General features: G+C 70.1%; 27 protein-coding genes and 2 riboswitches. Of the genes, 16 read left to right on the top strand and 11 right to left on the bottom strand.

Features of this window, described 5'->3' with window-relative positions; all coding sequences use genetic code 11:
- Positions 1-21: 21 nt before the first annotated feature.
- Together lepA and L2Z93_RS12230 are read left to right on the top strand one after the other, a co-directional pair.
- Positions 22-1,953, top strand: a complete 1,932-nt coding sequence (gene lepA, locus L2Z93_RS12235) for a translation elongation factor 4 (RefSeq protein ID WP_090593481.1) — start codon at positions 22-24, stop codon at positions 1,951-1,953.
- A 14-nt stretch (positions 1,954-1,967) separates the two neighbouring features.
- Positions 1,968-2,621, top strand: a complete 654-nt coding sequence (locus tag L2Z93_RS12230) for a biliverdin-producing heme oxygenase (RefSeq protein WP_090593549.1) — start codon at positions 1,968-1,970, stop codon at positions 2,619-2,621.
- A gap of 333 nt (positions 2,622-2,954) precedes the next feature.
- On the opposite strand, the gene epsC is transcribed toward L2Z93_RS12230, so the two are convergent.
- From epsC to L2Z93_RS12210, 4 genes are all read right to left on the bottom strand, one after another.
- Positions 2,955-3,557 carry a serine O-acetyltransferase EpsC gene (gene epsC, locus L2Z93_RS12225; protein ID WP_234786277.1) on the bottom strand — a complete coding sequence of 201 codons (603 nt, stop codon included), beginning with the start codon at positions 3,555-3,557 and terminating at the stop codon, positions 2,955-2,957.
- 5 nt (positions 3,558-3,562) lie between these two features.
- The gene (gene cysK / locus L2Z93_RS12220; protein ID WP_090593479.1) at positions 3,563-4,498 is read right to left on the bottom strand and encodes a cysteine synthase A; all 936 of its coding nucleotides are present in this window, start codon (positions 4,496-4,498) and stop codon (positions 3,563-3,565) included.
- An 85-nt stretch (positions 4,499-4,583) separates the two neighbouring features.
- Positions 4,584-6,158, bottom strand: a complete 1,575-nt coding sequence (locus L2Z93_RS12215) for a family 2A encapsulin nanocompartment cargo protein cysteine desulfurase (protein WP_090593477.1) — start codon at positions 6,156-6,158, stop codon at positions 4,584-4,586.
- A complete protein-coding gene (locus L2Z93_RS12210) occupies positions 6,145-7,068 on the bottom strand; it encodes a family 2A encapsulin nanocompartment shell protein (RefSeq protein WP_090593474.1) in 924 nt (307 codons plus the stop codon). Before L2Z93_RS12210 ends, L2Z93_RS12215 begins: the two co-directional genes overlap by 14 nt.
- Positions 7,069-7,382: 314 nt before the next feature.
- Here L2Z93_RS12210 and L2Z93_RS12205 point away from each other — a divergent pair, with 314 nt between their 5' ends.
- Positions 7,383-8,639, top strand: a complete 1,257-nt coding sequence (locus tag L2Z93_RS12205; protein ID WP_090593471.1) for a thioester domain-containing protein — start codon at positions 7,383-7,385, stop codon at positions 8,637-8,639.
- Between the two features lie 4 nt (positions 8,640-8,643).
- Here L2Z93_RS12205 and L2Z93_RS12200 read toward each other — a convergent pair whose 3' ends face one another.
- The 4 genes from L2Z93_RS12200 to L2Z93_RS12185 all read right to left on the bottom strand — a co-directional run bounded on the left by L2Z93_RS12200 (position 8,644) and on the right by L2Z93_RS12185 (position 13,322).
- Positions 8,644-9,531, bottom strand: a complete 888-nt coding sequence (locus L2Z93_RS12200) for a mycobacterial-type methylenetetrahydrofolate reductase (protein ID WP_090593544.1) — start codon at positions 9,529-9,531, stop codon at positions 8,644-8,646.
- 32 nt (positions 9,532-9,563) lie between these two features.
- Entirely contained in the window at positions 9,564-11,828 is a 2,265-nt protein-coding gene (metE, locus tag L2Z93_RS12195) for a 5-methyltetrahydropteroyltriglutamate--homocysteine S-methyltransferase (protein ID WP_090593468.1), read from the bottom strand.
- A gap of 140 nt (positions 11,829-11,968) precedes the next feature.
- Positions 11,969-12,180, bottom strand: a riboswitch (cobalamin riboswitch).
- A 48-nt stretch (positions 12,181-12,228) separates the two neighbouring features.
- Entirely contained in the window at positions 12,229-12,810 is a 582-nt protein-coding gene (locus L2Z93_RS12190; protein ID WP_090593465.1) for a ferritin-like domain-containing protein, read from the bottom strand.
- Complete coding sequence (locus tag L2Z93_RS12185; protein ID WP_370745901.1) at positions 12,807-13,322, bottom strand: hypothetical protein; 516 nt, start codon at positions 13,320-13,322, stop codon at positions 12,807-12,809. The genes L2Z93_RS12190 and L2Z93_RS12185 overlap by 4 nt, the downstream gene beginning before the upstream one ends.
- A gap of 132 nt (positions 13,323-13,454) precedes the next feature.
- Here L2Z93_RS12185 and rimP point away from each other — a divergent pair, with 132 nt between their 5' ends.
- The 13 genes from rimP to L2Z93_RS12120 all read left to right on the top strand — a co-directional run bounded on the left by rimP (position 13,455) and on the right by L2Z93_RS12120 (position 24,920).
- Positions 13,455-14,024 (top strand): ribosome maturation factor RimP, encoded by a 570-nt coding sequence (gene rimP, locus L2Z93_RS12180; RefSeq protein WP_090593462.1) that lies wholly within the window; start codon positions 13,455-13,457, stop codon positions 14,022-14,024.
- Positions 14,021-15,019 (top strand): transcription termination factor NusA, encoded by a 999-nt coding sequence (gene nusA / locus L2Z93_RS12175; RefSeq protein WP_090593458.1) that lies wholly within the window; start codon positions 14,021-14,023, stop codon positions 15,017-15,019. The genes rimP and nusA overlap by 4 nt, the downstream gene beginning before the upstream one ends.
- Before the next feature lie 86 nt (positions 15,020-15,105).
- Positions 15,106-15,381, top strand: a complete 276-nt coding sequence (locus L2Z93_RS12170) for a type II toxin-antitoxin system Phd/YefM family antitoxin (RefSeq protein WP_090593455.1) — start codon at positions 15,106-15,108, stop codon at positions 15,379-15,381.
- Positions 15,378-15,635, top strand: coding sequence for a Txe/YoeB family addiction module toxin (locus tag L2Z93_RS12165; RefSeq protein ID WP_090593452.1), 258 nt, complete (start codon positions 15,378-15,380; stop codon positions 15,633-15,635). Before L2Z93_RS12170 ends, L2Z93_RS12165 begins: the two co-directional genes overlap by 4 nt.
- Before the next feature lie 282 nt (positions 15,636-15,917).
- Positions 15,918-16,274, top strand: coding sequence for a YlxR family protein (locus L2Z93_RS12160; protein WP_090593449.1), 357 nt, complete (start codon positions 15,918-15,920; stop codon positions 16,272-16,274).
- 77 nt (positions 16,275-16,351) lie between these two features.
- Positions 16,352-19,084: a translation initiation factor IF-2 gene (gene infB / locus L2Z93_RS12155; RefSeq protein WP_260575402.1), complete on the top strand. Its 2,733-nt coding sequence runs from the start codon at positions 16,352-16,354 to the stop codon at positions 19,082-19,084.
- Between the two features lie 35 nt (positions 19,085-19,119).
- Positions 19,120-19,590 carry a 30S ribosome-binding factor RbfA gene (gene rbfA, locus L2Z93_RS12150; protein WP_090585273.1) on the top strand — a complete coding sequence of 157 codons (471 nt, stop codon included), beginning with the start codon at positions 19,120-19,122 and terminating at the stop codon, positions 19,588-19,590.
- Positions 19,565-20,542, top strand: a complete 978-nt coding sequence (locus L2Z93_RS12145) for a DHH family phosphoesterase (RefSeq protein ID WP_370745880.1) — start codon at positions 19,565-19,567, stop codon at positions 20,540-20,542. Before rbfA ends, L2Z93_RS12145 begins: the two co-directional genes overlap by 26 nt.
- Positions 20,535-21,875: an MATE family efflux transporter gene (locus L2Z93_RS12140; RefSeq protein WP_090585269.1), complete on the top strand. Its 1,341-nt coding sequence runs from the start codon at positions 20,535-20,537 to the stop codon at positions 21,873-21,875. The genes L2Z93_RS12145 and L2Z93_RS12140 overlap by 8 nt, the downstream gene beginning before the upstream one ends.
- Positions 21,876-21,956: 81 nt before the next feature.
- Positions 21,957-22,904, top strand: coding sequence for a hypothetical protein (locus tag L2Z93_RS12135; protein ID WP_090585266.1), 948 nt, complete (start codon positions 21,957-21,959; stop codon positions 22,902-22,904).
- A gap of 45 nt (positions 22,905-22,949) precedes the next feature.
- Positions 22,950-23,026, top strand: a riboswitch (Fluoride riboswitch).
- Positions 23,027-23,080: 54 nt separating this feature from the next.
- Complete coding sequence (gene crcB, locus L2Z93_RS12130; protein ID WP_090585264.1) at positions 23,081-23,482, top strand: fluoride efflux transporter CrcB; 402 nt, start codon at positions 23,081-23,083, stop codon at positions 23,480-23,482.
- Positions 23,479-23,847: a fluoride efflux transporter CrcB gene (gene crcB, locus L2Z93_RS12125; protein WP_090585262.1), complete on the top strand. Its 369-nt coding sequence runs from the start codon at positions 23,479-23,481 to the stop codon at positions 23,845-23,847. Before crcB (L2Z93_RS12130) ends, crcB (L2Z93_RS12125) begins: the two co-directional genes overlap by 4 nt.
- Entirely contained in the window at positions 23,844-24,920 is a 1,077-nt protein-coding gene (locus tag L2Z93_RS12120; protein WP_234785973.1) for a putative PII-like signaling protein, read from the top strand. Before crcB (L2Z93_RS12125) ends, L2Z93_RS12120 begins: the two co-directional genes overlap by 4 nt.
- 7 nt (positions 24,921-24,927) lie before the next feature.
- Here the strand turns inward: L2Z93_RS12120 and L2Z93_RS12115 are convergent, their stop codons facing one another.
- From L2Z93_RS12115 to L2Z93_RS12105, 3 genes are all read right to left on the bottom strand, one after another.
- Complete coding sequence (locus L2Z93_RS12115; RefSeq protein ID WP_128111851.1) at positions 24,928-25,290, bottom strand: hypothetical protein; 363 nt, start codon at positions 25,288-25,290, stop codon at positions 24,928-24,930.
- Between the two features lie 29 nt (positions 25,291-25,319).
- Positions 25,320-25,700 (bottom strand): hypothetical protein, encoded by a 381-nt coding sequence (locus tag L2Z93_RS12110; RefSeq protein WP_090585258.1) that lies wholly within the window; start codon positions 25,698-25,700, stop codon positions 25,320-25,322.
- Between the two features lie 66 nt (positions 25,701-25,766).
- Positions 25,767-26,537 carry an enoyl-CoA hydratase gene (locus tag L2Z93_RS12105; protein WP_090585256.1) on the bottom strand — a complete coding sequence of 257 codons (771 nt, stop codon included), beginning with the start codon at positions 26,535-26,537 and terminating at the stop codon, positions 25,767-25,769.
- Between the last annotated feature and the right edge of the window lie 19 nt (positions 26,538-26,556).

Raw genomic sequence — 26,556 nt, 5'->3', positions numbered from 1 at the left:
GGCTGCGGCGCCGGGTGGTGATTGTGCCGCCGGGCGCGCCGCTGGATACGCTGTAGGCCAGCACGACGCCCGCCTGAGCAGGAGATTCCCATCAGCAGTTTCGCCGACCAGACCTTCACCGCGCCGGCGCAGATTCGCAACTTCTGCATCATCGCGCATATCGACCACGGCAAATCCACCCTGGCCGACCGGATGCTGCAGCTCACCGGCGTCGTCGACGACCGCTCCATGCGCGCGCAGTACCTGGACCGGATGGACATCGAGCGGGAACGCGGCATCACCATCAAGGCCCAGAACGTCCGGCTGCCGTGGACCGTCCGCGAGGGGGAGCAGGCCGGCGAAGACTTCGTCCTGCACCTGATCGACACCCCCGGCCACGTCGACTTCACCTATGAGGTGTCCCGCGCGCTGGAGGCCTGCGAGGGCGCGGTGCTGCTGGTCGACGCCGCCCAGGGCATCGAGGCGCAGACGCTGGCCAACCTGTATCTGGCGCTGGACCGCGACCTGACCATCATTCCGGTGCTCAACAAGATCGACCTGCCCGCCGCCGACCCGGACCGCTACGCCGGCGAACTGGCGCACATCATCGGCTGCGAGCCCTCCGACGTGCTGCGGGTGTCCGGCAAGACCGGCGTCGGAGTGGCCGAACTGCTCGACGAGGTGGTTCGCCAGATCCCGCCGCCGCAGGGCGACGCCGACGCGCCGGCGCGGGCGATGATCTTCGACTCGGTGTACGACATCTACCGCGGCGTGGTCACCTACGTGCGGGTGGTGGACGGCAAGATCACCCCGCGCGAGCGGATCGCCATGATGTCCACCGGCGCGACGCATGAACTGCTCGAGGTCGGCATCGTCTCCCCGGAGCCCAAGCCCACCCAGGGCCTGGGCGTCGGCGAGGTGGGTTATCTGATCACCGGAGTGAAGGACGTCCGCCAGTCCAAGGTCGGCGACACCGTCACCAGCGCCCGCAAGGGCGCCACCGAGGCCCTGACCGGTTACCGGGAGCCCAAGCCGATGGTCTACTCCGGGCTGTACCCGGTGGACGGCTCGGACTACCCGAACCTGCGCGACGCCCTGGACAAGCTGCAGCTCAACGACGCCGCGCTGACCTATGAGCCGGAGACGTCGGTGGCGCTCGGTTTCGGGTTCCGGTGCGGCTTCCTGGGTTTGCTGCACATGGAGATCACCCGGGAGCGGCTGGAACGTGAGTTCAACCTCGACCTGATCTCCACCTCGCCGAACGTGGTGTACCGCGTCATCAAGGACGACGGGACCGAGCTGATCGTCACCAACCCGTCGGACTGGCCGGAGGGCAAGATCGGCTCGGTCTTCGAGCCGGTGGTCAAGACGACGATCATCGCGCCGAGCGAGTTCATCGGCACCATCATGGAACTGTGCCAGTCCCGGCGCGGTGAGCTCGGCGGCATGGACTACCTGTCGCCGGAGCGGGTCGAACTGCGCTACACCATGCCGCTCGGCGAGATCATCTTCGACTTCTTCGATTCGCTGAAGTCGCGCACCCGCGGCTACGCCAGCCTGGACTACGAGGAGGCCGGTGAGCAGGAGGCGGCGCTGGTGAAGGTCGACATTCTGCTGCAGGGCGAGGCTGTTGACGCGTTCAGCGCGATCGTGCACAAGGATTCCGCGTTCGCCTACGGCAACAAGATGACCACCAAGCTCAAGGAGCTCATCCCGCGCCAGCAGTTCGAGGTGCCGGTGCAGGCCGCGATAGGCTCGAAAATCATTGCCCGCGAGAACATCCGGGCGATTCGCAAGGATGTGCTGAGTAAGTGCTACGGCGGCGACATCACCCGTAAGCGCAAGCTGTTGGAGAAGCAGAAGGAGGGCAAGAAGCGGATGAAGACGATCGGCCGGGTCGAAGTTCCGCAGGAGGCCTTCGTCGCCGCGCTGTCCACCGACGGCGCCTCCGCCGACAAGAACGCCAAGAAGTGACCGAGAGGATCCCGATGACTGCCACCGATGTGGTGGAAAAGCCGCTGGCCGCCGCAATGAAGGACGGGTCGCGCATCGAGCACGAGGCCGCGGAGAACTCCGCTTTCGTCTCCGAACTGCTGGCCGGACGGGTCAACGAAGCCGGTTACGCCGACTATCTGCGCCGGCTGCGCACCGTGTACGCCGCGCTGGAACAGGCCGTTGCCGAGGCGCGTGATGATCGCCTGATCGCGCCGTTCTACGACCCCGCCATCGAGCGGCTGGCGGCGCTGGACGCGGACCTGGCGCACTGGGTGCCGGGGACCTCGCATCAGGTCGACAGCCCCGCGGCCGACGCGTACGCGGCCCGGCTGCGCGCCGCCGACTGGGGCGGGGCGTTGCTGGCGCACCACTACACCCGCTACCTCGGGGACCTCTCCGGCGGCCAGGCGATCGGCAAGATCCTGGGCCGCACCTTCGGGCTGGACGGGGCGGGCCTGGCGTTCTACGAGTTCCCGGACGTGCCGAAGCCCAAGCCGTACAAGGACGGCTACCGGGCTCGGCTGGACGGGCTGGCGCTCTCGGACGCCGAGGTCGCGCGCGTTGTCGACGAGGTGAAGGTCGCCTTCGACCTGAACCGGGCGCTGTTCGCCGAACTGGCCGAGAATCTGCCCGGCTACGCGCGCTAACCCCGACGCGCAGTTAAATGTGTTGCTGGTGGGGCAAGCGTGACATGGGTGGGCTCTTCCCGGGGTGGGGTTCGCCCCGTGTGGGGCGCTCTGGCGCGGGATCGGCGCGGCGCTTCGTGTTGAGCGGTCAGTTTCGGCACGAAATCTCGTCCGAATGGCCAGATTCTGCACACGAACGCCCGCGAGCGGCCCGATAGAGCACGAGCGGCCCGTGGTGTCCGCTGCGCGGGGAACTGTCCTGGGCTTTTGTGTGCGTCGTCGGCCGCTCGAGCCCTAGCTGGCCGCTCGTGACCCTACCCACAGCCACCGCAGTCCCGCCGCTGGACCGCCGCGTTAGATGTACATCGCGGGGTCGATGTAGTACGTCGGGTCGACCGCGGGTTCGCGCTGCTTCTCGCTGCGGTGTCGCACCACCGCGGGGATGCCGGTGGCGATCGACTCCGCCGGAACATCATGGGTCACAACGGCGTTCGCGCCGATCGCGCTGTCATCGCCAATCGTCAACGGCCCCAGCACCTTTGCGCCGGCCCCGACGGTGACCCGATTGCCGATGGTGGGATGGCGCTTGCCCTTGGCCAGGCTGCGCCCGCCCAACGTCACGCCGTGATAGACCATCACGTCGTCGCCGATCTCGGTGGTCTCGCCGATCACCACGCCCATTCCGTGGTCGATGAAGAACCGCCGCCCGATCGTCGCGCCGGGGTGGATCTCGATGCCGGTGGCGAAGCGGGTCAGCTGCGCGAGCACCCGGGCGAGTCCCTGCAGGCGCGGCCGGGACCACAACCGATGCGCGATCCGGTGGGACCAGATGGCGTGCAGCCCGGAGTAGACCAGGGCGTTCTCCAGGTCGCCGCGGGCCGCGGGGTCGTGGCTGCGGGCGTTCTGCAGGTCCTCGCGCAGGATGGACAGCGCAGACTGGGGCCTACTTCCGGACACGGGGCCTACTCTCTGATGTGGTCGAACAAGACGGTGGAGATGTAGCGCTCGCCGAAGTCGGGGACGACCACCACGATCAGCTTCCCGGCGTTCTCCGGGCGCTTCGCCAACTCCAGGGCGGCCCACACATTGGCGCCGGCCGAGATCCCACCGAGGATGCCCTCCCGGACGCCGAGCGCCCGCGCCACCCGGATCGCGTCGTCGGCCTCGACGTCGATGATCTCGTCGTAGATGTCGCGGTCGAGCACCTCGGGGATGAAGTTCGCGCCGATGCCCTGGATCTTGTGCGGTCCGGGCTCGCCGCCGTTGAGAATCGCGGAGTCCTTCGGTTCCACGCCGACGATCCGCACGTCGGGCTTGTGCGCCCGCAACGCCCGGCCGACGCCGGTCAGGGTGCCGCCGGTGCCGATGCCCGCGACGAAGATGTCCACCTCGCCGTCGGTGTCGGCCCAGATCTCCTCGCCGGTGGTCCGTTCATGGATTTCGGCGTTGGCGGGGTTGGCGAACTGGTCGGCGGCCACCGCATTGTGGGTCTCGGCGATGATCTGCCGGGCCTTGTTCACCGCGCCGGCCATGCCCTCGGAGCCCGGCGTCAGCACGATGTCGGCGCCGAAGGCCCGCAGCATCGCGCGGCGTTCGGTGGACATGGTGTCCGGCATGGTCAGGATGACCTTGTAGCCGCGCGCCGCGCCGACCATGGCCAGCGCGATGCCGGTGTTGCCGCTGGTGGCTTCGACGATGGTGCCGCCGGGGCGCAGCGCGCCGGAGCGTTCCGCGGCGTCGATGATCGACACCCCGATCCGGTCCTTCACGCTGTTGGCCGGGTTGTAGTACTCCAGCTTGGCTACGACCTGCGCGCCGAGGCCTTCGGTCAGCCGGTTCAGTCGCACCAGCGGGGTGCGCCCGACCAACTCGGTCACGTTGTCGTAGATCTCGCTCATCGAGCCCTCATTCCCTTCACAACCGGCCACCGTGCACAACCACTCCACTGCACAACTACTGCATCACAGTCACGAGTATTCCCGCCTACCGGGTGGCGATGCGGCGCACCGCGGCGATAAAGGCGTCGATCTCGTCGAAGGTGTTATAAAACGCGAACGACGGTCGCACCGTCGCCTCCAGCCCGAGCCGCCGCAGAATCGGCTGGGCGCAATGGTGCCCGGCCCGCACCGCGATGCCCTCGGTGTTGAGCGCCTTGCCCACCTCCAGCGGCTCGTGGCCGGCCAGCACGAAGGACAGCACGCTGGCCTTCTCGGCCGCCGTGCCCACCAAACGCACCCCGGGAATGTCGGCCAGCAGGGGAGTCGCGTAGTCCAGCAGGGCGTGTTCGTAGGCGTTGATCCGCTCGACGCCGACCTTCTCCACATACCGCAGCGCCGCGGCCAGCCCGACGGCGTCGGCGATATTGCCGGTGCCGGCCTCGAACTTTGCCGGCGGCGGCTGGAAGACGGCGCGCTCCAGGGTGACGTCGGCGATCATATTTCCGCCGCCCTGCCACGGCGGGGTCTCGGCGAGGACCTCCTCGGTGGCGTACAACACCCCGATGCCGGTGGGGCCGAAGATCTTGTGCCCGGAGAACACGAAGAAGTCTGCGCCCAGCGCAGACACATCGATCGGGATGTGCGGGATGGACTGCGCCCCGTCGATCAACACCCGCGCCCCGTACCGGTGCCCGAGTTCGACGATCTGGGCGACCGGGGTGACGGTGCCCAGCGCGTTGGAGACGTGCGTGGCCGCCACCAGTTTGGTGCGCGGGCCCAGCAGCCGCTCGAACTCCGCCAGCAGCAGGTTGCCGGCGTCGTCGACCGGAGCAACCTTGAGCACCGCACCGGTCTGCTGCGAGATCAGTTGCCACGGAACGATATTGGCGTGGTGCTCCAGGTGGGTGATGACGATCTCGTCGCCGGGGCCCAGATGTTTCCCGCCCCAGGCGTAGGCCACCAGGTTGATCGCCTCGGTGGTCCCGCGGACGAACACGAGATCCTCGACCCGCGGCGCGTTGATGAAGCGGCGCACCGTTTCCCGGGCGTCCTCGTAGGCGTCGGTGGCCCGCGCCGCCAATTCGTGCGCGGCCCGGTGGATATTGGAGTTCTCGTGGGCGTAGAAGTGCGCCAGCCGATCGATGACGGCCTGCGGCTTCTGGGTGGTGGCCGCGTTGTCGAACCAGATCAGCGGATGGCCATTCACGGTCTCGGCCAAGATCGGGAAATCCGCCCGCACCGCGTTGACGTCGAAGATCTCGTGACCGTCCGGCAGCACCGGAACGGGCTGCGCCACCGGCGCAGATCGCGGCGAGGTGAAGTAGTAGTCCGCCTCATTGCCGGTGGGCGAGCCGACCGGCGGGCCGCCCAGGCGCAGGTCCGGGACACCCGGAACCCAGCCCGGCCACACCGGCACCGCGTACGCCGACAGATCCGCGCCCGACAGCAGCGGATCGGCCGCGCCGAACCCGGTCGTCGCCGCCGAGGTCAGCGCGGTGCCGTCGGGCACGCTGCCGCGCGGCGCCACCGCGGTGGTCTGCGGTGGGCTGTCCGGCCCGGGATGGAAGCTCGCCGCGTAGAGCTGGCTGGCCAACGCGGCGAGTTCGTCACTTGTACTCATGGAAGTTGTCCACCGCCACGTCGTCGAGCACCGCCAGCGAATCCTCGGTCAGCACCGCCAGCGAGTTGTACAGGGTGACCAGGTACGAGGCGACCGCGCTGCGGTCGATGCCGGTGAAGCGCACCGACAGGCCCGGGGACTGTTCGCCGGCCAGGCCCGGCTGGAACAGGCCCACCACACCCTGGCGCTCCTCGCCGGTGCGCAGCAGGATGAACTTGGTCTTGCCCTTCTCGACGGGCACCTTGTCGCTGGGGATGATCGGAATCCCGCGCCAGGTGATGAACTGGGCGCCGAACAGGCTGACCACGACCGGCGGGACGCCGCGGCGGGTGGCCTCCCGGCCGAATGCGGCAACGCCCAGTGGGTGGGTGAGGAAGAAGCCGGGCGTCTTCCACACCTTGGTCAGCAGCGAGTCGAGATCGTCCGGGGTCGGAGCGCCGGTGCGGGTCTTGATGGTCTGCTCCGGGGTGACCTGGGCCAGCAGGCCGTACTCCGGGTTGTTGACCAGCTCGGACTCCTGGCGCTCCTTGATCGTCTCGATGGTCAGCCGCAACTGCTGGGCGATCTGGTCGTGCGGGCTGGAGTACAGGTCCGAGACCCGGGTGTGCACGTCGAGCAGGGTGGAGATGGAGCGCAACGTGTACTCGCGCGGCGTGGTCTCGTAGTCGACGTAGGTCTGGGGCAGCGGCTCCGGCGCCCCGGCGCCCTCCTCGACGTGGATGGCGACCCGCTCCGGATTGACCACCCGGTTCACCCGGTACAGACCCGCCTCGACCGGCACCCAGCTGAGCAGGTGCAGCAGCCACCGCGGGGTGATCGTCGACAGCTGCGGGACCGTCTTGGTCGAGTTCGCTAGCTGCCGTGCGGCGAGATCGCCGAGCGCCTGGGATTCATTCTGAGCCGACGTCATCGACGTTCCTCCTCGCATGGATTGACCCGCGCCGACGGCTGTGGCGCGGGGGTACGGCGACAATGATCGGCGCCCGCCGCTGGTTCGTCACTGCTTAGACGCAGGCTGATCGGAAGCCGCGCAGGCGTTGGAAGACGGTCGCGGACGCGCTATGGTGGCGCTATGTCTGCCACACAGTCTCTGGTCGCCGCGCGGCCGTCGAGCCTGTGTTGTTGTCGCTGTATCTGACGCGTCAGTTCTGCGTCGTGGCCTGCCGAGCGCATCGCCGGTGGCCTGGGCGCGCCGCATCATCAGCGTGAAAGCCGACAACACCCATGACATTCGCATCAACCGCCACCCGGGCGGCCTCATTCGCCGGAGTCGCCGTCCGCCGTAGCGTCCGGCCCCGCCCCGCCGTCGCGCTGTCGCGATTGACGCGGTATCACGGGGGCACCTACTCCCACACCGTGGACCGGATCGTCTTCGCGGACGGGACCGCGGCCCGCACCGACCTGATCCGGCTGAACCCCGGTGTGCAGGCCTACTCGCTGGACTTCTCCGGTATCGCGCCGCTGCGGCCGTCACGCTACGACGTGGAGTCCTTCGCCGAACTGCCCAACGCGCGGGCGCGAGCCTTCGAGGTCGAGATCGACTGGATGCTGCGCAATTCGTACCCCAGCCTGGGCGCCGCGGAGCTGTCCCGGCGGCTGCGGGCGGCGGGACGCCCGCTGGGCGCCGGCCACATCAGCGAGCATGAGGCGATCGCCGCCACACAGGCCGCGATCTGGCATTTCACCAACGGACTGGATCTGGACACCCGGCCGCGCAACGAGCCCGAGCAGATCGTCCGGGACCACCGCGGGGTGACCGTCCGGTTCGCCGACGAGCTGGAGCTCGACGGCTACGAGGTGGAGTTGGTCGCGGCGGGCCCGGTGACGCTGCGCCTGCACAAGTCCGCCGACGGGCAGGACTGGCAGGAAGTGGCTGCGTCGGCGCTGACCACCACCGAGGCCGGCGCGGGGGTGCGCCGCAAAGCGCTGGGAGTGGGCGCGACGGTGTCGCACGGCCACGGCCACACCCGGCGCGGGCACCGTTATTACCGGGTCAGCGTGGACGGCGCGGCCAGCATCGGGGAGGTGCGGTTCTCGCTGGCCGGGGCGGCCGCCTACCGCAACTCACCGCGCATCGTGCACGCCTACGAATACCTGCTCGACGGGGCACGGCGTGCCCGCGCCGCGGCAACCGCGCCGGGGATCGACACCAGCGGGGTGCGGGCCGACGGCCCGTTGATCGGCCCGCTTCGGCTGCGCGCCAGCTCGGCGGCGGCGCTGGCCTCCGACGGCGCGCAGATCGTGGACCGCCACGGCGCGGTGATCGAGGACGCAGTGGAGCCGGGGGAGGGGTTCTACCTGCGACCGTGGTCGATCCGAACGCGGTCGGCCACAGTGACCATGACGGTTCCGGGGCGCCGCGATGGCCACGGTGGCCGGGTGCTGACCGGGGTGGCGCGCGACGAATCGTCGCAGCGGTTCACCCCGGTCGCCCTGGTCGTGCCCACCGAGACGGTGGTCGAATTCGACCTGTCCTGGTGAGAGCCTAAGCCGGCGACCAGTATTCGAGCATTTCGGCGAAGGTGTCGAACGCCGGACCGGACACCCCGTAGGGCGCCTCCAGGTGCAGGCTCAGCGGGAAGCCGAGGTCGACGACGCCGTCGACCACCCGCATGTACAGATCCAGCAGCAGACGCCGCTTGGCGGCGACGTCGGCGGACGCCAACTCCCTGACGAACGCCTGTTCACCGGCGACCGCCGCATTGCCCGGGTCGCGGATCAGCCAGTCGATCAGACCCACCGACCATTCCACCTTCGGGACGAACCCGAAGGACAGCAGGATCTCCGGACGGTGGTCGGTTGTGCGGCCGAACTCCCGCAGGAACCCGACGATGGCATCGGAATAGAGCAGCTGGGTCATCCCGAAGTCGGCCCCCCGGTCGCATTTGAACCCGAACCGACCCTGTTCCCCGTCCCGGGTGGGGATCAGAATCGCCCCGCGGTGCTCCACCAGATCGCCGAACAGCGAGAGCGCGTCGGTCGGCGCGACACCGTCGCCGTCGCCGTCGTTCATGGTGCGCGGCACCCCGACGAAGATGACGCCCTCCACCCCGGCCGATCGCAGCCGGGTGAGGCGGTCGCGCAATCCGGCCTCGTCGGTGAAGGCCGTCACCTGGGTGCAGATGGCCCGCACCCCAGGAAGAACCGGCGAGATGGTCGACCAGAAATCCAGCACGTCGAGCTTCGGTTTCATCTCCACCGGCCGGTCGTCGTCCTCGGGGATCATCGCGGGGAGCATGACGTGCCCGATTCGGCCCGGCACGCCGGACTGCGCCGCGTGCCGCAGCACCTTGTGCGCTTCTTCGCGGGCGGCCGCTGCGCCGCGGTCGGTGTTGGGCGGCACCAACTCCAACGCGACCGTGCGCAGCGGCACGCGGATCTCCGAGGACGACGACGCCGGTCTCACTAGACCCGCACCGCCTTGGCGGCCGAGACCATATTGCGCAGCGATTCGGTGACCTCGTCGGTCTTGCGCGTCTTCAGGCCGCAGTCCGGGTTCACCCAAAGGCGTTGCGCAGGAACGGCGTCCAGCGCCTCGCGCAGCGAGGTGACCATCTCCTCGGTGGACGGCACCCGCGGCGAATGGATGTCGTAGACGCCGGGCCCGACGCTGTTGGAGAAGCCGATCGCGTTGAGGTCGTCGAGCACCTCCATATGCGATCGGGCCGCCTCGATCGAGGTGACGTCGGCGTCCAGATCGGCGATCGCGCCGATCACCTCACCGAACTCCGAGTAGCACAGATGGGTGTGGATCTGGGTGCTGTCGGCCACCCCGGAGGTGGCCAGCCGGAACGCGCCGACGGCCCAACGCAGGTAGGCCTCCTTGTCGGCGTCGCGCAGCGGCAACAGTTCCCGCAGCGCCGGCTCATCGACCTGGATGATCGCGATGCCGGCGGACTCCAGGTCCACCGTCTCCTCGCGGATGGCCAGCGCGACCTGGTTGGCGGTGTCGGCCAGCGGCTGGTCGTCGCGGACGAAGGACCAGGCCAGGATGGTGACCGGGCCGGTGAGCATGCCCTTGACCGGCTTGTCGGTCAGCGTCTGGGCGTAGCGGGCCCACGCAGTCGTCATGGGCTCGGGCCGGGTCACGTCGCCGAACAGCACCGGCGGGCGCACGCACCGGCTGCCGTAGGACTGCACCCAGCCGTTACGGGTGGCGAAGAAACCGTCCAGCTGCTCGGCGAAGTACTGCACCATGTCGTTGCGTTCCGGTTCGCCGTGCACCAGCACGTCCAGCCCGAGATCCTCCTGCAGCCGGATGACCGCCGCGATCTCCGCCTTCATCTGCTTGGTGTACTCGGCCTCGTCGATGCGGCCGGCCACCAGCGCCGCGCGGGCCTTGCGGATCTCCACCGTCTGCGGGAACGACCCGATGGTGGTGGTCGGCAGCGGCGGCAGGTCCAGTCGGGCGCCCTGGGCGTCGCGGCGGGATTCGGCCGATCCGCGCTGCGAACCGGCCGCGGTGATCCGGGCGATCTCGGCGCGCACGGCGGCGTTGTTCAGCCGCGGGTCGCAGCGGCGGGACGCGACGGCGGCGTTGGAGGCGTCGATTTCGTCGGCGACGGCCTCCCGGCCCTCACCCAGCGCACGGGCCAGAATGGCCACCTCGGCCACCTTCTCCGCGCCGAACGCCAACCAGCTGCGCAGCGCGTCGTCCAGCTCGGTCTCCGGCGTCAGCGAATACGGAACGTGCAGGGTCGAGCACGAGGTCGACACAACGACCGACTCCGCACTGCCCAGCAGCGTGGCGAGTTTGGATAGCGCGGCCTGCAGGTCGGTCCGCCAGATATTGCGGCCGTCGACCACGCCGGCGACCAGCGTCTTGGACGCCAGCTCCGGAACGGTGGCGATGGCGGTGTTCGGCCCGTAGACGAGGTCGACGCCGATCGCCTCCACCGGCGTGCCGGCCAGCGCCGGCAGCCCGGCGCCCGGGTCGCCGAAGTAGGTGGCGACGAAGATCGCCGGACGCTTGCTCAGCCCGCCCAGCCGGTTGTACACCTTCGCGGCCAGGGTGGGGGCCTCGGCGCAGATATCGGTGACCAGCACCGGCTCATCGATCTGGACCCACTCGGCGCCGGTGTCAGCCAGCGTGCCTAGCAGCTCGGCGTAGACCTCGGTCAGCTCGTCCAGCCGCGCCAGCGGGGCGTCGGCCCCGTCGACGGCCTTGCTCAGCGCCAGGAAGGTCAGCGGCCCGACGATCACCGGGCGCGCCGGAATCCCCAGCTCGACGGCCTCGGCGAGCTCGCCCAGCACCTTGGCCGGGTTCAGCGAAAACGTCGTCGCGGGGCCGATCTCCGGCACGATGTAGTGGTAGTTGGTGTCGAACCACTTGGTCATCTCCAGCGGCGCGACGGCCGCGTTGCCGCGGGCGGCGGCGAAGTAGCGGTCCAGGTCGTCGGAGATCCCGGCGACCCGCTCGGGCAGCGCCCCGACCAGCACCGCGGTGTCGAGCACCTGGTCGTAGTAGGAAGAGGTGTTGACCGGGATCGAATCGAGGCCGGCGGCGGCCAGGCCGGCCCACGTGTCGCGGCGCAGCCCGGCGGCGACAGCCTCCAGCTCGGCGCGGCGCAGCTCTCCGGCCCAGTACTTCTCGGTGGCGCGCTTGAGCTCACGGTTCGGGCCGATACGGGGCGTCCCTAGCACGGTGGCGGTGAACGGTGTGGCATTCATTGCGGTGTACGTCCTTCATCACGGGTTACTCGTCGCCATGAAGGACGTCGGCGCCCGCGGAGGAGGGATCGCCGAAAGACGAAGCGGCCCACCGCTGAAAGCCGTCCGCCCAGATCCCGAGGCGACGCGCGCCGGACGCGGCGCGCCCGGCACAACTGGCAGGTCTTCGGACTCACAGGCGCACACCGCGGAGGTGTTCCTACCGGCCGCCGCTTCCCAGCCGCAATGTGATTGCGCGCCAGTGCTATTGACGGATTTCGTTCCTGCATACCGCTGCGGGACAGTCCCGGATTCCCACCGGGTTCCCTCTCGCGGACGGGCCTGCGACAGCACCCGCCGCTCGGCGCCGTCGACCCAGGCGGGCCGGCGGCAAACCAGCTGCGTGTCCCAGGCTACCCGGTCACTCGTTGCCGCCGGGAAACGCCGGCGTCGGCGGGCTGATCCGGAGTTCGACCCGCCAGCGCGCCGCCAGCACCCCGCTCTCGGTCATCGCGGGGACCGCCACGCCGCGCAACTCCTCGGACTCGGCCGCCTCCGCCACCGCCCGCCATGCGACGACGCTGTCTTCCTCCATCCGGACCGCCAGCGTCTCGGCGTCCGGTGGCGTGTTCACCGCGAACGGCAGTTGGTAGCCGACGGCCGGCAGCGGTGTCGTCCAGCCGTTGCGCGAGGCCAGTGACACCGCGGCTTCGCGCCGCCCCCGGTGGGTGAGCAGCGCCTCCGACACCAGCGGGTTGATCTCCGGCAGTGAGTGCGCCGAGACGATGCCGTAGCCGAAGATCACCGCGTCCTCGTTGGCCAGCGCGTCGTACAGCGCGGCCTGGACACCGCCGTCGGGACGGTTGGGGTCGGGGCCGACCGGCAGCGTGCTGTGCGGCGGGATCGTCGTCGTCGGCCGCGGGGTGGTCGTCGTCGTGGAGGCTTCGGAGGTGCTGGTCGACGGCGCGTCGGTGCTGGTGGGGGTCGGTTCGGGCGTCGTCACGGTTGGGGCTCCTGCGGCAGGCCGACGGCTTCCCACGCCGCGCAGCACGCGGCGATCGACCCGAGCAGGCCGGCCCGGTAGCCCGATTCGGTGATCGCGGTCTTCGAAGCCGACTCCGTCGAGCGTTTCAGCGCGTCCAGCACGTCGGCGCGGCTGGGCGGGGCGGCCGAGACCGCATTGGTCGCCGACGTGGTGGTGGTGGCCGCCGGCGCGTGGCCGGACCGGGACAACTCGGCGGTCAGCGCCTCGGCGTGACTGCTGCGGTCGGCGGCGAGCTGGGTCAGCGCCTCGGCCAGCGGAGGGGCGGCGGCGGCCGCGGCGGACGACGCCAGACCCGCGTCCGAGCGCGCCAGCTCGAGTTGGGCGAGCAGCGGGTCCGGCCCGTCGGAGTCGCCGAATCCGCAGGCAGAGGCGGCCAGGCCGACCGCGGCGAGCCCCAGCGCGACCCGGCTCGCGCCGATCAGCGCGGCGCGTCGGCTCAGCTGCCGGGCGGGCGTCGGATCGGCGGGCACGGCCATATCCTGCCATTGACCCGAGCCGGTTCGGGCCAGGGCGCGGGCGGACCGGTGGGTTTTTCGGTCGATCCGGGCCAACGGCTGGCGTATCGTGGGCCAAGCTCGCCGGCACCGTCGGCGAGTCGTGAGATGAGGACAACTCAAGATGAGGAGCTCGCCGTGACGCAGCAGTCCGCGCAGCTGCCATCACCCGCGCAGGTGATCGAGCTACTCGCCGATGATTTCGCCGCCGCCGGCTATCAGATCGAGGATGTCGCCGTCGTCTCCTCCGCCAAGCCGCCACGGATCAGCATCGTCGCCGACGGCGATGACCCTCTCGACCTGGACGCGGTCGCCGAACTGTCCCGGCTGGCGTCCCACCATCTCGATGACGCGCTGCCCGACGCCACCCCGCCCTACCTGCTGGAAGTCAGCTCCCCGGGAGTGGACCGGCCGCTGACCGCCGCGCGGCACTACCGCCGCGCGCAGGGCCGCAAGGTGGCGGTGTCGCTCGTCGACGGGACGTCGCTGGAGGGCCGACTCGGCGCGCTGTCGGGCGACGCGGTCGACCTGGTGGTCCGCGCCGGGCGCGAGCTGACCGTGCGTCCCCTTGATCTGGCCGACATCGCGACCGCCGTCGTGCAGGTGGAATTCGCCAAACCCAATCCGCGGGAACTCGAACTCGCGGGAATGGGCGCAGCAGAGGAGGTATCCGAATGAATATCGATATGGCCGCATTGCACGCCATCGAGAGCGAACGCGGCATCGCCGAGGGCGAGCTGCTCGAGACCATCAAATCCGCGCTGCTGACGGCCTACCGGCACACCGAGGGCCATCAGGCCGACGCCAGCATCGAGATCGACCGGAAGTCCGGCGAGGTCAAGGTGATGGCGCGCGAGCGCGACGAGGACGGCAACCTCATCACCGAATGGGACGACACCCCCGACGGGTTCGGCCGGGTCGCGGCGACGACGGCGCGCCAGGTGATGCTGCAGCGGCTGCGCGACGCCGAGAACGACAAGATCTACGGCGAGTTCGCCACCCGCGAGGGTGACATCGTCGCCGGCGTGGTGCAGCGCGACGCCCGCGCCAACGCCCGCGGTGAAGTGGTGCTCCGGATGGGCAGCGAGACCAAGTTCAACGAGGGCATCATCCCGGCCTCCGAGCAGGTGCCGGGAGAGAACTACGAGCACGGCGAGCGGTTGCGCTGCTACGTGCTCGGGGTGACCCGGGGGACCCGGGAGCCGCAGATCCGGCTCTCGCGCACGCACCCGAACCTGGTGCGGCAATTGTTCGCCCTGGAGGTGCCAGAGATCGCCGACAAGAGCGTGGACATCGTCGCGGTGGCCCGCGAGGCCGGGCACCGGTCCAAGATCGCGGTGGCCTCCAAGGTGTCCGGCCTGAACGCCAAGGGCGCCTGCATCGGCCCGATGGGTCAGCGGGTGCGCAATGTGATGAGTGAGCTGTCCGGCGAGAAGATCGACATCATCGACTGGGATCCGGACCCCGCGCGCTTCGTCGCAAACGCGTTGTCGCCGGCGAAGGTGGTCTCGGTGACCGTCATCGACGCCACCACTCGCTCGGCGCGGGTGGTCGTCCCGGACTTCCAGTTGTCCCTGGCGATCGGCAAGGAAGGCCAGAACGCCCGGCTGGCCGCCCGGCTGACCGGCTGGCGCATCGACATCCGCAGCGACGCCGAGCCCGCCCCGGAGTAGTCCCACGAGGGTTCGGGACCCGGCGTCGCCCTTCGGAAATCACGTACGATACTTGTACAAGGTTTCTGTACGGAGAGGCTGCACTTATGAGCATCAGCGCCAGCGAGGCCCGGCAGCGGCTCTTTCCGTTGCTGGAGCAGGTCAATGTCGATCATGAACCGGTCCGGATCACTTCCAAGGCCGGGGATGCGGTGCTGATGTCCGCCGACGACTACGACTCCTGGCAGGAGACCGTCTACCTGCTGCGGTCGCCGGAGAATGCCCGTCGGCTGATGGAGGCCGTCGCCCGAGACAAGGCGGGCGATGTGGGGCATGCCGTGTCGCTCGATGAGCTGCGAAAGATGGCTGGCGGAGCGGATTGAGAAGCGTCAGCTTCGACCCCGACGGCTGGGAGGACTTCCTGCACTGGCTGGCCACCGACCGCAAGATCGCCCGCCGCATCACCCGGCTGATCGGCGAGATCCAACGCGACCCGTTCGCCGGGATCGGCAAACCCGAGCCGCTCAAAGGGGAGTTGTCCGGCTACTGGTCGCGCCGCATCGACGACGAGCATCGGTTGGTCTATCGGGCCGACGCCACCGAGGTGAAGATCCTTAAGGCCCGATACCACTACTGAGGGCCGTCCTCCTCAGGCCGCGGCACCGCAGCCGCTCGGCGTCACCGCGCAACCGTGCCCCGTCGTCGAACCCGTGGGCGAGGGGCCACTTATTGCACGAGAAGCCACTTTTGGCACGCGAAGCTCGGGAAGGAGCGTGCAGAAACTGGCTCCTCGGGCAAAAAGTGGCCCCTCGTGGAGGTCCTCGTGCCCAAACGGGCCGCTCGTGCATCGGCGCGGCGTTCGGCGACAAGGCAATTTCCGGGTGGTAATCCGGGCCCCGGCGAGCAGGTAGGATGAGCTGTGATCCAGCGCGAGTCTTCGGCCGCTGGCGCGCGCAAACACCGCAGCCCCCACGGACCGGTGCGCACGTGCGTCGGATGCCGGAAGCGAGAGTTGGCCGTCGACCTGGTCAGGGTGGCGGCCGCGTCGAACGGGAATGGCGAGTTCGCCCTCCTCGTTGACACGACCGGTAAGCTCCCTGGGCGGGGTGCTTGGCTGCATCCCACACCGGGCTGCCTGCAGGCAGCGATCCGCCGGCGGGCGTTCGCGAGAGCGTTGCGTATCGCCGGTTCACCGGAACACACCGCGGTGGTCGAGTATTTCGACTCTCCGGGGTTAAGAGAAGAACAGGTAAGCAAAGACATGAGCACACCGTGAAGTCCCGATGACCATGCGTCATAGCTAAACCGAGGCGTCGGCCGTCACCCGCTGCCGCCTCCAGATGAGGAGAAGTAGTGGCAAAGGCCCGCGTGCACGAGTTGGCTAAGGAACTCGGTGTCACAAGCAAGGAAGTGCTCGCCCGACTGAGTGAACAGGGCGAATTCGTGAAATCGGCGTCGTCGACGGTGGAAGCGCCCGTCGCTCGACGTCTCCGGGAAGCGTTCGGCGGCAACAAGCCCGCCGCGGAACCGGCCCCGGCCCCGAAGGCGCCGGCGGCCAAGCCGTCCGCCCCCAAGCCCGCGGCCCCCGTCCCAGCTGCGCCTGCAGCGCCCGCGGCCCCCGTCCCAGCTGCGCCTGCAGCGCCCGCGGCCCCGGTCCCAGCTGCGCCTGCTGCTCCCGCCGCCCCGGCGCCGAGCCCCGCTGCCCCGCCGGCCGCCGGCGGCCCGACCCCGGGGCCGCGTCCGGCCACCCCCGGCCCCAAGCCGGGTGGACCCCGTCCGCCGCGGGTCGGCAACAACCCGTTCTCTTCGCAGCAGCCGGTGGAGCGCGCCATTCCGCGTCCCGCCCCCGGCCCCGGCGGTCCCCGCCCGGCCCCGGGACCCGGCGGCCCGCGTCCCGGCCCCCGCGCCACCCCCGGCAACATGCCGGCCCGGCCCGGCGCCAGCATGCCCCGACCCCGTCCCGGCGGCGGCCCGCGTCCGGGCCCCGGCGCCGGTGGGCGTCCCGGTGGTCCGCGCCCCGGACCCGGTGGAGCCGGCGGTGGCGGTAACTACCGCGGTGGCGGCGCCGGCGCAGGCGCCGGTAACACCGGCGGCCCCGGTGGCTTCCGCGGTCGTCCCGGTGGCGGCCCCGGCGGTGGCGGCGGTGGCCGTCCCGGCCAGCGCGGCGGCACCGCGGGCGCGTTCGGCCGTCCCGGCGGCGCCCCGAAGCGCGGTCGCAAGTCCAAGCGGGCGAAACGCGCCGAGTACGAGAGCATGCAGGCCCCGATCGTCGGTGGCGTGCGGTTGCCGCACGGCAACGGCGAGACCATCCGGCTGGCCCGCGGCGCGTCGCTGAGCGACTTCGCCGAGAAGATCAACGCCAACCCGGCTGCGCTGGTGCAGGCGCTGTTCAACCTCGGCGAAATGGTCACCGCCACCCAGTCGGTCGGCGATGACACCCTGGAGCTGCTCGGCAGCGAGATGAACTACGTCGTCCAGGTGGTGTCCCCGGAGGACGAGGACCGCGAGCTGCTGGAGTCGTTCGACCTGAGCTACGGCGAGGACGAGGGCGACGAGGACGATCTGCAGTCCCGCCCGCCGGTGGTCACCGTCATGGGTCACGTCGACCACGGCAAGACCCGACTGCTGGACACCATCCGCAAGGCCAACGTCCGCGAGGGCGAGGCCGGCGGCATCACCCAGCACATCGGCGCCTACCAGGTCGCCGTCGAGCACGACGGCGTCGAGCGGCTCATCACCTTCATCGACACCCCGGGTCACGAGGCGTTCACCGCCATGCGCGCCCGTGGCGCCAAGGCCACCGACATCGCGATCCTGGTGGTCGCCGCCGACGACGGCGTCATGCCGCAGACGGTGGAGGCCATCAACCACGCGCAGGCCGCGGATGTGCCGATCGTGGTGGCGGTCAACAAGATCGACAAGGAAGGCGCGGACCCGCAGAAGATCCGGGCCCAGCTGACCGAGTACAACCTGGTCGCCGAGGACTTCGGTGGTGACACCATGTTCGTCGACATCTCGGCTAAGAACGGCACCAACATCCAGGCCCTGGAAGAGGCGGTCCTGCTGACCGCCGACGCCGCCCTGGACCTGCGGGCCAACCCCGACATGGAGGCCCAGGGTGTCGCGATCGAGGCGCACCTGGACCGCGGTCGCGGCCCGGTGGCCACCGTCCTGGTGCAGCGCGGCACGCTGCGCGTCGGCGACTCCGTCGTCGCCGGCGACGCCTACGGCCGCGTCCGCCGCATGGTCGACGAGCACGGCGACGACGTCGAAGAGGCGCTGCCGTCGCGTCCGGTCCAGGTCATCGGGTTCACCTCGGTGCCCGGCGCCGGCGACAACCTGCTGGTCGTCGACGAGGACCGGATCGCCCGCCAGATCGCCGACAAGCGCAGCGCCCGCAAGCGCAACGCGCTGGCCGCGCGTTCGCGCAAGCGGATCTCGCTGGAGGACCTGGATTCGGCGCTGAAGGAAACCAGCCAGCTGAACCTGATCCTCAAGGGCGACAACGCCGGCACCGTCGAGGCGCTGGAAGAAGCCCTGATGGGGATCCAGGTCGACGACGAGGTGCAGCTGCGGGTTATCGACCGCGGCGTCGGTGGCATCACCGAGACCAACGTCAACCTGGCGGCGGCCTCGGACGCGATCATCATCGGCTTCAACGTGCGCGCGGAGGGCAAGGCCACCGAGCTCGCCAACCGCGAGGGCGTGGAGATCCGGTACTACTCGATCATCTACCAGGCGATCGATGAGATCGAGTCCGCGCTCAAGGGCATGCTCAAGCCGATCTACGAGGAGAAGGAGCTCGGCCGCGCCGAGATCCGGGCGATCTTCCGCTCCAGCAAGGTCGGCAACATCGCCGGCTGCCTGGTCACCTCGGGCATCATGCGGCGCAACGCCAAGGCGCGGCTGCTGCGCGACAACGTCGTGGTGGCGGAGAACCTCACCATCTCCTCGCTGAAGCGGGAGAAGGACGACGCCACCGAGGTGCGCGACGGTTACGAGTGCGGTCTGACGCTGACCTACAGTGACATCAAGGAAGGCGATGTCATCGAGACCTACGAACTGGTCGAGAAGGAACGTGTCTAGATTCCCAAACAGCGTGTGCGCGAAGGGTATTCAGCATGTCTGATCCGGCCCGGGCCAAGCGGCTCGCCAAGCGGATATCGGCGATCGTCGCCTCGGCCATCGAGTATGAGATCAAGGATCCTCGACTGGCCGGGGTGACCATCACCGACGCCAAGGTCACCGGCGACCTGCACGACGCCACGCTGTACTACACGGTGCTCGGCTCGTCGCTGGACGAGGAACCCGACTACGCCGGGGTGGCCGCGGCGCTGGAAAGCGCCAAGGGCGTGCTGCGCTCCAAGGTCGGCGCGGGCACCGGTGTCCGGTTCACCCCGACGTTGACCTTCGAGCGCGACACCGTGCCGGACGCGGCGAACCGGATGAGCGAACTGCTGGCCGCGGCCCGCGCGCGCGACGCCGAACTGGCGCGGGTGCGCGAGGGCGCGGTGCCGGCCGGCGACGCCGACCCGTATCGGGTGGCCGTCGACGAGGGTGAGCCTGGTGACGGCGATCGAACCGCGGACTGACGCGCACGCTGCCATCGGCGCTCTCACCGGCGCCGACGACATCGTGATCGTCGCGCATGTCTTCCCGGACGCCGACACCATCGGCGCCGGACTGGCGCTGGCGCAGGTGCTCGACCGGCTCGGCAAACGGGTCTGTGTCAGCTTCGCGCGGCCACCGGCGCTGCCGGAATCGCTGTGCAGCCTGCCCGGCGGCCGGCTGCTGAGCGCCCCGGACCAGGTCAACCCCGATCCGGATCTGGTGGTCACCGTCGACATCCCCAGCCGCGGGCGGCTCGGCGAACTCGGCGCGCTTGCCGCCGAGGACTGCGGCCGGCCGGTGCTGGTCATCGACCACCACGCCTCCAACGAGCAGTTCGGCAGCGTGAATTACGTTGACCCGACAGCGGATTCGACGACCATGCTGATCGCCGACCTGCTCGACGCGTGGGGCCAGCCGATCGACCTGCCCGTCGCGCACTGCCTGTACGCCGGGCTGATGACCGACACCGGGTCGTTTCGCTGGGCCAGCGCCCGCGCGCACCGGCTGGCCGCCCGGCTGATCGATCTGGGCGTGGACAACAGCACGGTCAGCCGCACCCTGCTCGACACCCACCCGTTCGCCTGGCTACCGATGCTGTCGCGGGTGCTGACCACCGCGCGGCTGGTCCCCGAAGCCGCTGGCGGACGAGGTCTGGCCTACGCCGTCGTCGCGAATCGCGAACTGGCGGCCGCCCGCCCCGAAGAGGTGGAGTGCGTCGTCGACATCGTCCGCACCGCCGAACAGGCCGACGTCGCGGCGGTGTTCAAGGAAGTCGAGCCCGGCAACTGGTCGGTGTCGCTGCGCGCCAAGACGGTGGACCTGTCGCCGGTGGCGACCGGGTTCGGCGGCGGCGGTCACCGCTTCGCGGCCGGGTACTCGGCCGCCGGGGAGGTCCCCGCACTCGTCGAGCAACTGCTCGCGGCTCTTGGCTGAGTCACCGGCGGAGGGTGTTCGCGGCGCCGCGCCGTCCAGCCGAGCGATCGCCGCGTTGGCGTTGCCCGCGCTCGGGGTGCTGGCCGCCGAACCGCTCTACCTGCTCTTCGACCTCGCCGTCGTCGGCCGGCTCGGCGCCATCAGCCTGGCCGGGCTGGCCGTAGGCGGGCTGATCCTCGGCCTGGTCGCCTCCCAAGTCACCTTCCTGTCCTACGGGACGACGGCCCGCGCCGCCCGGCACTACGGCGCCGGTGACCGCCGCGCCGCCGTCGCCGAAGGGGTGCAGGCCAGCTGGCTGGCGCTCGGGCTCGGCGTCGCGGTCATCGCGGTGGTGCAGCTCATCGCGCGGCCCGTGGTGTCGGCCATCGCCGACGGTGGGCCGGTCGCCGACGCCGGGTTGAGCTGGCTGCGGATCGCCATCCTGGGCGCCCCGGCGATCCTGCTGTCATTGGCCGGAAACGGTTGGATGCGCGGCCTCCAGGACACCCGTCGCCCGCTGCGCTTCGTGGTGGTCGGGTTCGCGGTGTCGGCGCTGCTGTGCCCGACGCTGGTGTACGGCTGGTTCGGCGCCCCGGAACTGGGACTGCCCGGGTCCGCGGTGGCCAATGTGGTCGGCCAGTGGCTGGCCGCCACGCTGTTCTGCCGGGCGCTGATCGTGGAGAAGGCGCCGCTGACACCGCATCCGACGGTGCTGCGCGCCCAACTGGTGATGGGCCGCGACCTGCTGGTCCGCTCGCTGGCGTTCCAGGCCTGCTTCATCTCGGCGGCCACCGTCGCCGCCCGCTTCGGCGCCGCCGCGCTGGCCGCCCACCAGGTGGTGCTGCAACTGTGGTCGTTCCTTGCCCTGGTGCTCGACTCGCTGGCGATCGCCGCCCAGGCGTTGGTGGGCGCGGCGCTCGGGGCCGGCCAGGCCGACCACGCGAAGCTGGTGGCCCGACGGGTGACGCTGTTCTCCACGGTGGCCGCGCTGGTGCTGGCCGGGCTGTTCGCCGCCGGCTCGACGATTGTGCCGCGGTTGTTCACCGATGACCCGGCGGTGCTGCACGCCATCGTCGTGCCGTGGTGGTTCCTGGTGGCGCAGTTGCCGATCGCCGGGGCGGTGTTCGCCCTGGACGGGGTGCTGCTGGGGGCCGGGGACGCCGCCTTCATGCGCAACGCCACGCTGGCCAGCGCGTTGATCGGATTCCTGCCGCTGATCTGGGCGTCCCTGGCCTTCGGGTGGGGGCTGGCCGGCATCTGGACCGGGCTGTCGACGTTCCTGGTGCTGCGACTGGTCTTCGTCGGGGCGCGGACGCTGTCCGGGCGTTGGGCGACGACGGGCGCGGCCTCCTGAGCCGACGCCGGTGACTATTGCTCGTGCTGTGATCCGCGGCACGCCGGGATAGGGTTCCGGGTGGTCTTTGAAAGGGGCTCCATGTCGTCGACGAAGTACGCCGGATACCTGGGTGGCGCGGCGGTGGCCGCCGGAATCGGAGCGGCGATGGCCGTCGGGGGAGCGGCCACCGCGCACGCCGAAACCGACCCGGGCGCGGACGCGAAACCGGCCTCCTCGGCGTCGGAGAGCACCGCGAAGCCCGGCGACAAGGTCACCGCGGCGGTCAAGAAGGTCGCCTCCCGGGTGCAGGAGTCCGCTGCCACGGTGGAGTCCGGCGTCCGTAAGGTCTCGTCGGCCTCGAAGTCCTTCGACCCGGCCGAAACCGTCCGCGATCTCAAGCGCGGCTTCGACCGCGCCGAAGCCAAGCTCGAGCGTCGGGTGGCCCAGGCCAAGTCGACACTGGCCGGCGACGACCTGCTCGCCGGGGGCTCCGAGCTGCTGTCCAAGGCCACCAAGACGGCGCGTTCGCTGAAGCCGACGGTCGAGCCTGCGGCGCCCGCTGCGAAGGCCAACGCCGAGGCCAATCGGGATTCCGGTGGGGGTGACGCGTTCCTCACCAACCCCTTCCGGTCCGACGATCCCGATCCCGATCCCGCGGGCATGTACGGCCCGCTGCTCGAGGTCCGCAATGCGGTGCGGGACGCAAACCCGATCCCGCAGCTCGATCCCGTCGTCCGGGAGGGCTTCGAAGCCGGCTACCGGGTGAGCCAGATGATCCCGTGGGTCAACCTGCCCATACCGCTGTTACAGCTGGCCACCGGCACGCACGAGGAGCAGAAGATCGCGCAGGCGACCGTCAACCAGCTGCTGCTGACCCTGCCGCCGGTCGGCATCGTCTATTACGGCTACGACCAGGCCGCGGATCTGCTGAACGTCGAAGAGGGCGCGGCGGAGCTGAAGGAGAAGTTCTTCGCGACCATCTGGGGTATCGACTTCGTCAATCTGCTGCACAACGGCGGGCAGTCGGGATTGCCCACCCGCGACTGAGCGGGCGACGGCTCGGGGTTGACGGATACCCCGGCGCGTGATTTAACTGATCTCGGCGATGGAGCTCGCCGGGAACCCTGGGGTTCCGAACCGCCTCACCGGCTGATAGCCCCTGCGAACCGTTAGGAGTCGCAGGTGGCGTGCGCCGTTTTCCACCCCGGCAACCGGGGTGACCAATGAGCAGTCGGGATCACACCGAAACCGCGGCGGTCTTCGTCGGCGGGTCGATCGGCGCGCTGGCACGCGCCGGCCTGGGCGTCGCGTTCTCGGGCCAGCCCTGCCAATGGCCCTGGGGGACGTTCGCGGTCAACATCATCGGGGCGTTCGCGCTCGGGTACCTCACCACCCGGCTGCTGGAACGCCTCCCGCTGTCCAGCTACCGTCGCCCGCTGCTGGGCACCGGGTTCTGCGGCGGGCTGACCACCTTCTCCACCATGCAGGTGGAGATCCTGCACATGCTTGCCCGCGGTGACTGGCCGCTGGCGGCCGGCTACGCCACCGCCAGCATTGCCGGCGGACTGGCCGCGGTGTGGCTGGCGAGCGCCGTCGTGCGCAGGGTCCGGGTGGTGACCTGGTGAGCGCGGTGGCGCCGTGGCTGGCGGTGCTCCTGGTCGGCGGGATCGGCGCGGTCGCCCGCTTCGAACTCGACCGGGCGGTGACCCGCCGGACCGGGGGAGGCTTCCCGGCCGGGACGCTGGCGGTGAACCTCAGTGGCGCCCTGGCGCTCGGGATGCTCAGCGGCGCGGGGTTGTCGCCGACCGCTCTGCTGATCGCCGGGACGGGCCTCGTCGGCGCCTACACGACGTTCTCCACCTGGATGCTGGAGACCGCGCGGCTGGCTGAGGAGGGCGGCCGACGTCGGGCCACGCTGAACATCGTCGTCAGCCTGGTGGCCGGTGTGTTGGCCGCCGGTTGCGGGTCGTGGATCGGAGCGCAACTGTGAACGGCGTCGAAAGTCTCAAGCTCACAGCGTATTTCGGGGAGCGGCAGCGCAGCGGCGGGCGATTCCTGGCCGACGAGATGCTCGAACTGTACGGCCGCGCGGAGGTGTCCACCTCGATCATGATGCGCGGAGTGGCGGGCTTCAGGGCGCGCCATCACCTGCGCACCGACCAGTTGTTGTCGCTGTCGGAGGACCCGCCGGTGACCGCCGTCGCGGTGGACAGCGCGCCGCTGATCGAGACGCTGCTCGACCCGTTGATCGCCATGACCGGGCGCGGGCTGATCACCCTGGAACGCGCCCGGCTGGTCCGCGGGGAGCCGATCGAGCTGACCGGCGGGCTGCACGAGGAGACGAAACTGACGGTGTACCTGGGGCGCAAGGAGAAGGTCTACGGGGTTCCGGCGTACCTGGCGGTCTGCGATCTGATGCGCCGGCGCGGGCTGGCCGGCGCATCGGTGTTCCTCGGCGTCGACGGCACCAACCACGGCCGCCGGACCCGGGCGAAGTTCTTCGACCGCAATGTCGACGTGCCGCTCATGGTGATCGCCGTCGGGACCGGCGAGCGAATGTCCCGGCTCCTGCCCGAACTCGGCGCGCTGCTGCGCGATCCGATGATCACCGTCGAACGGGTGCGGATCTGCAAGCGCGACGGCGCGCTGCAGGAACGGCCGCACGCGCTGCCCAGCCACGACCGGCACGGGCTGCCGCTATGGCAGAAGCTTATGGTGCACACCTCGGAGGCGGCAACCCACGACGGCCGGCCGATCCACCGCGCCCTCATCGCCGAGCTGCGCCGACGGGCCAACACCCACGGCGCCACCGTCCTGCGTGGCATCTGGGGTTTCCACGACAGCCAGGAACCGCACGGCGACAAGCTCTTTGCGCTGACCCGGCACGTCCCGGCGCTGACCATCATCATCGACACCCCGCAGAACATCGCCGCGTCCTTCGACATCGTCGATGAGGTCACCGGCGGGCACGGACTGGTGACCAGCGAGATGGTGCCGGCCCGACTGCTCATCGACGGCGACGGCCGCGACGGCGGGTTGAAGCTGGCTCGGCATCGCTACTGAACCGTCCTCACCCGCCGGCGACGTCGGCCAGCATCATCCCGGTGGCGACCCCGACGACGATCAGAACCACCCCGGCCAACGGCCAGACGAACATGCGTTTGCGTTTGGAGGCCGCGATGAACACCCCGACCGGCGCGCCCAGCAGCCCCACCGCGATGCTGCCGAAGCCCAGCAGTTGCGCCACGGTCATCAGGCCCGGTCGGCAGTCGCGCAGCCCGCAGTTGTCGGTCGCCATCGGCATGTACATCGACAGAATCGCCCCGAACAAGGCCGCCAGCCCCAGCGCCACACCGAGCACACAGGTCGCCACAATGTCGCCGGTTCGGCTGGTTCCGGCCGTGGGTCGCGCCGGGCCCGCCCCAGAGGTCATCGGGTGATCATCGCAGGTGCGCAACGTGGCTACGGGTTGACGGCGGCATCGGTCAGGAACAGGCCGGCCGCCGTCGCTCCGATCACCAGGGCTATCCCCAACAGCGGCCAGACGAACATCAACCGGCGCCGGATCACCGCCAAGGTGACGCCCAGAACCGCCGTCGCGGCGCCGAGCACGATGCCTCCCCAGGTGACCGGGTAGATCAACGCTCCGAGCACATCGTCGACGCAGTCATCATTCGAACTGGAGCAGACGTCGGCGGCCATCGGAAACAACAGTGACCAGAGCAGGGCGAACATGGTGACCAGGATCTGGACCGCGCCGAGTATTGCGGTCGCGACGATGTCGGTCGTCCGCCGATGCTGTTGGGATGGGCCCGGGTGGGCCGGCGCCGGGGGATAGACCATTCACCCAGTGTCGCAGCGGGACGGTGGGCCGCAGCGCGCAGATTTTCCGTGGACCGCGACCCGGGACTACTTCACCTGGCTGCGGCCGCGCTCCATGACCGCGGCGCGGTTGGCGGCGATGTCGGCGGCGGTGTTGCGGCGCGCCCACTCGCGGGCCGTCTGGGCCTCCAGCCACAGCGCCGAACCGATCTGGTCCCGGTCGATGCGGTGATAGGAGCTCAGCAGCGTGGCCACCGCGTCCCGGTTGTTGCCGACGATCGACGCGGCGATCGCGCGGGCCGCGTCGGCCAACTGCTCATGCGGCACCACCTCGGTGACCAGCCCGGCGCGCAGCGCGTCGTCAGCGGACAGGTAATCGCCGGTCAGGCTCATCCGCCGGGCCAGGCTGACGCCGACCTTCTGCGGCAGCCGCGCGGTCATGCCCCAGCTGGGCATGATGCCGACCCGGGCGTGGGTGTCGGCGAACCGCGCGTTCTCCGAGGCGATCAGGATGTCGCAGTAGAGCGCCAGTTCGAGGCCGCCGGTGACCGCGGCGCCGTTGATCGCGCCGATCACCGGGGTGCGCAGGTCGTCGGGCCACTGCGGGGCCAGCTCCGGCACCTCGGTCAGGGTCGACAGTTCCTTGAGGTCCACACCCGCGCAGAACACCGGATCGGCGCCGGTCAGGATGATGGCGTCGACATCCGGGTCGGCGTCCGCCGCGGTCAGCGCGGCGAAGAAGGTGTCGCGCATCTGGGTGGACAGCGCGTTGCGGGCCTGCGGCCGATTCAGCGTCAGCGTCGCGACACGGTCGGTGGTGTCGACGAGGAGGATGGGGGAGCCGTCGGGGTTGGTCATCTCGTCACCGTAGCCGCCG

Origin of the sequence: Mycolicibacterium brumae (assembly GCF_025215495.1) — a bacterium.
Classification (GTDB): Bacteria; Actinomycetota; Actinomycetes; order Mycobacteriales; family Mycobacteriaceae; genus Mycobacterium; species Mycobacterium brumae.
Note: the sequence above shows the minus strand (reverse complement) of the source record. Positions and strands in the feature narration are given on the sequence as shown.

What these genes read in the sequence shown, in the direction of transcription:
- L2Z93_RS12215 (WP_090593477.1), bottom strand. Translation starts at nt 6,158, where the DNA reads ATGAGTACAAGTGACGAACTCGCCGCGTTGGCCAGCCAGCTCTACGCG.
- L2Z93_RS12105 (WP_090585256.1), bottom strand. Translation starts at nt 26,537, where the DNA reads ATGACCAACCCCGACGGCTCCCCCATCCTCCTCGTCGACACCACCGAC.
- L2Z93_RS12115 (WP_128111851.1), bottom strand. Translation starts at nt 25,290, where the DNA reads ATGACCTCTGGGGCGGGCCCGGCGCGACCCACGGCCGGAACCAGCCGA.
- L2Z93_RS12205 (WP_090593471.1), top strand. Translation starts at nt 7,383, where the DNA reads ATGACATTCGCATCAACCGCCACCCGGGCGGCCTCATTCGCCGGAGTC.
- L2Z93_RS12110 (WP_090585258.1), bottom strand. Translation starts at nt 25,700, where the DNA reads ATGGTCTATCCCCCGGCGCCGGCCCACCCGGGCCCATCCCAACAGCAT.
- cysK (WP_090593479.1), bottom strand. Translation starts at nt 4,498, where the DNA reads ATGAGCGAGATCTACGACAACGTGACCGAGTTGGTCGGGCGCACCCCG.
- L2Z93_RS12170 (WP_090593455.1), top strand. Translation starts at nt 15,106, where the DNA reads ATGAGCATCAGCGCCAGCGAGGCCCGGCAGCGGCTCTTTCCGTTGCTG.
- nusA (WP_090593458.1), top strand. Translation starts at nt 14,021, where the DNA reads ATGAATATCGATATGGCCGCATTGCACGCCATCGAGAGCGAACGCGGC.
- L2Z93_RS12135 (WP_090585266.1), top strand. Translation starts at nt 21,957, where the DNA reads ATGTCGTCGACGAAGTACGCCGGATACCTGGGTGGCGCGGCGGTGGCC.
- rbfA (WP_090585273.1), top strand. Translation starts at nt 19,120, where the DNA reads ATGTCTGATCCGGCCCGGGCCAAGCGGCTCGCCAAGCGGATATCGGCG.
- crcB (WP_090585264.1), top strand. Translation starts at nt 23,081, where the DNA reads ATGAGCAGTCGGGATCACACCGAAACCGCGGCGGTCTTCGTCGGCGGG.
- L2Z93_RS12210 (WP_090593474.1), bottom strand. Translation starts at nt 7,068, where the DNA reads ATGACGTCGGCTCAGAATGAATCCCAGGCGCTCGGCGATCTCGCCGCA.
- metE (WP_090593468.1), bottom strand. Translation starts at nt 11,828, where the DNA reads ATGAATGCCACACCGTTCACCGCCACCGTGCTAGGGACGCCCCGTATC.
- rimP (WP_090593462.1), top strand. Translation starts at nt 13,455, where the DNA reads ATGAGGACAACTCAAGATGAGGAGCTCGCCGTGACGCAGCAGTCCGCG.
- L2Z93_RS12230 (WP_090593549.1), top strand. Translation starts at nt 1,968, where the DNA reads ATGACTGCCACCGATGTGGTGGAAAAGCCGCTGGCCGCCGCAATGAAG.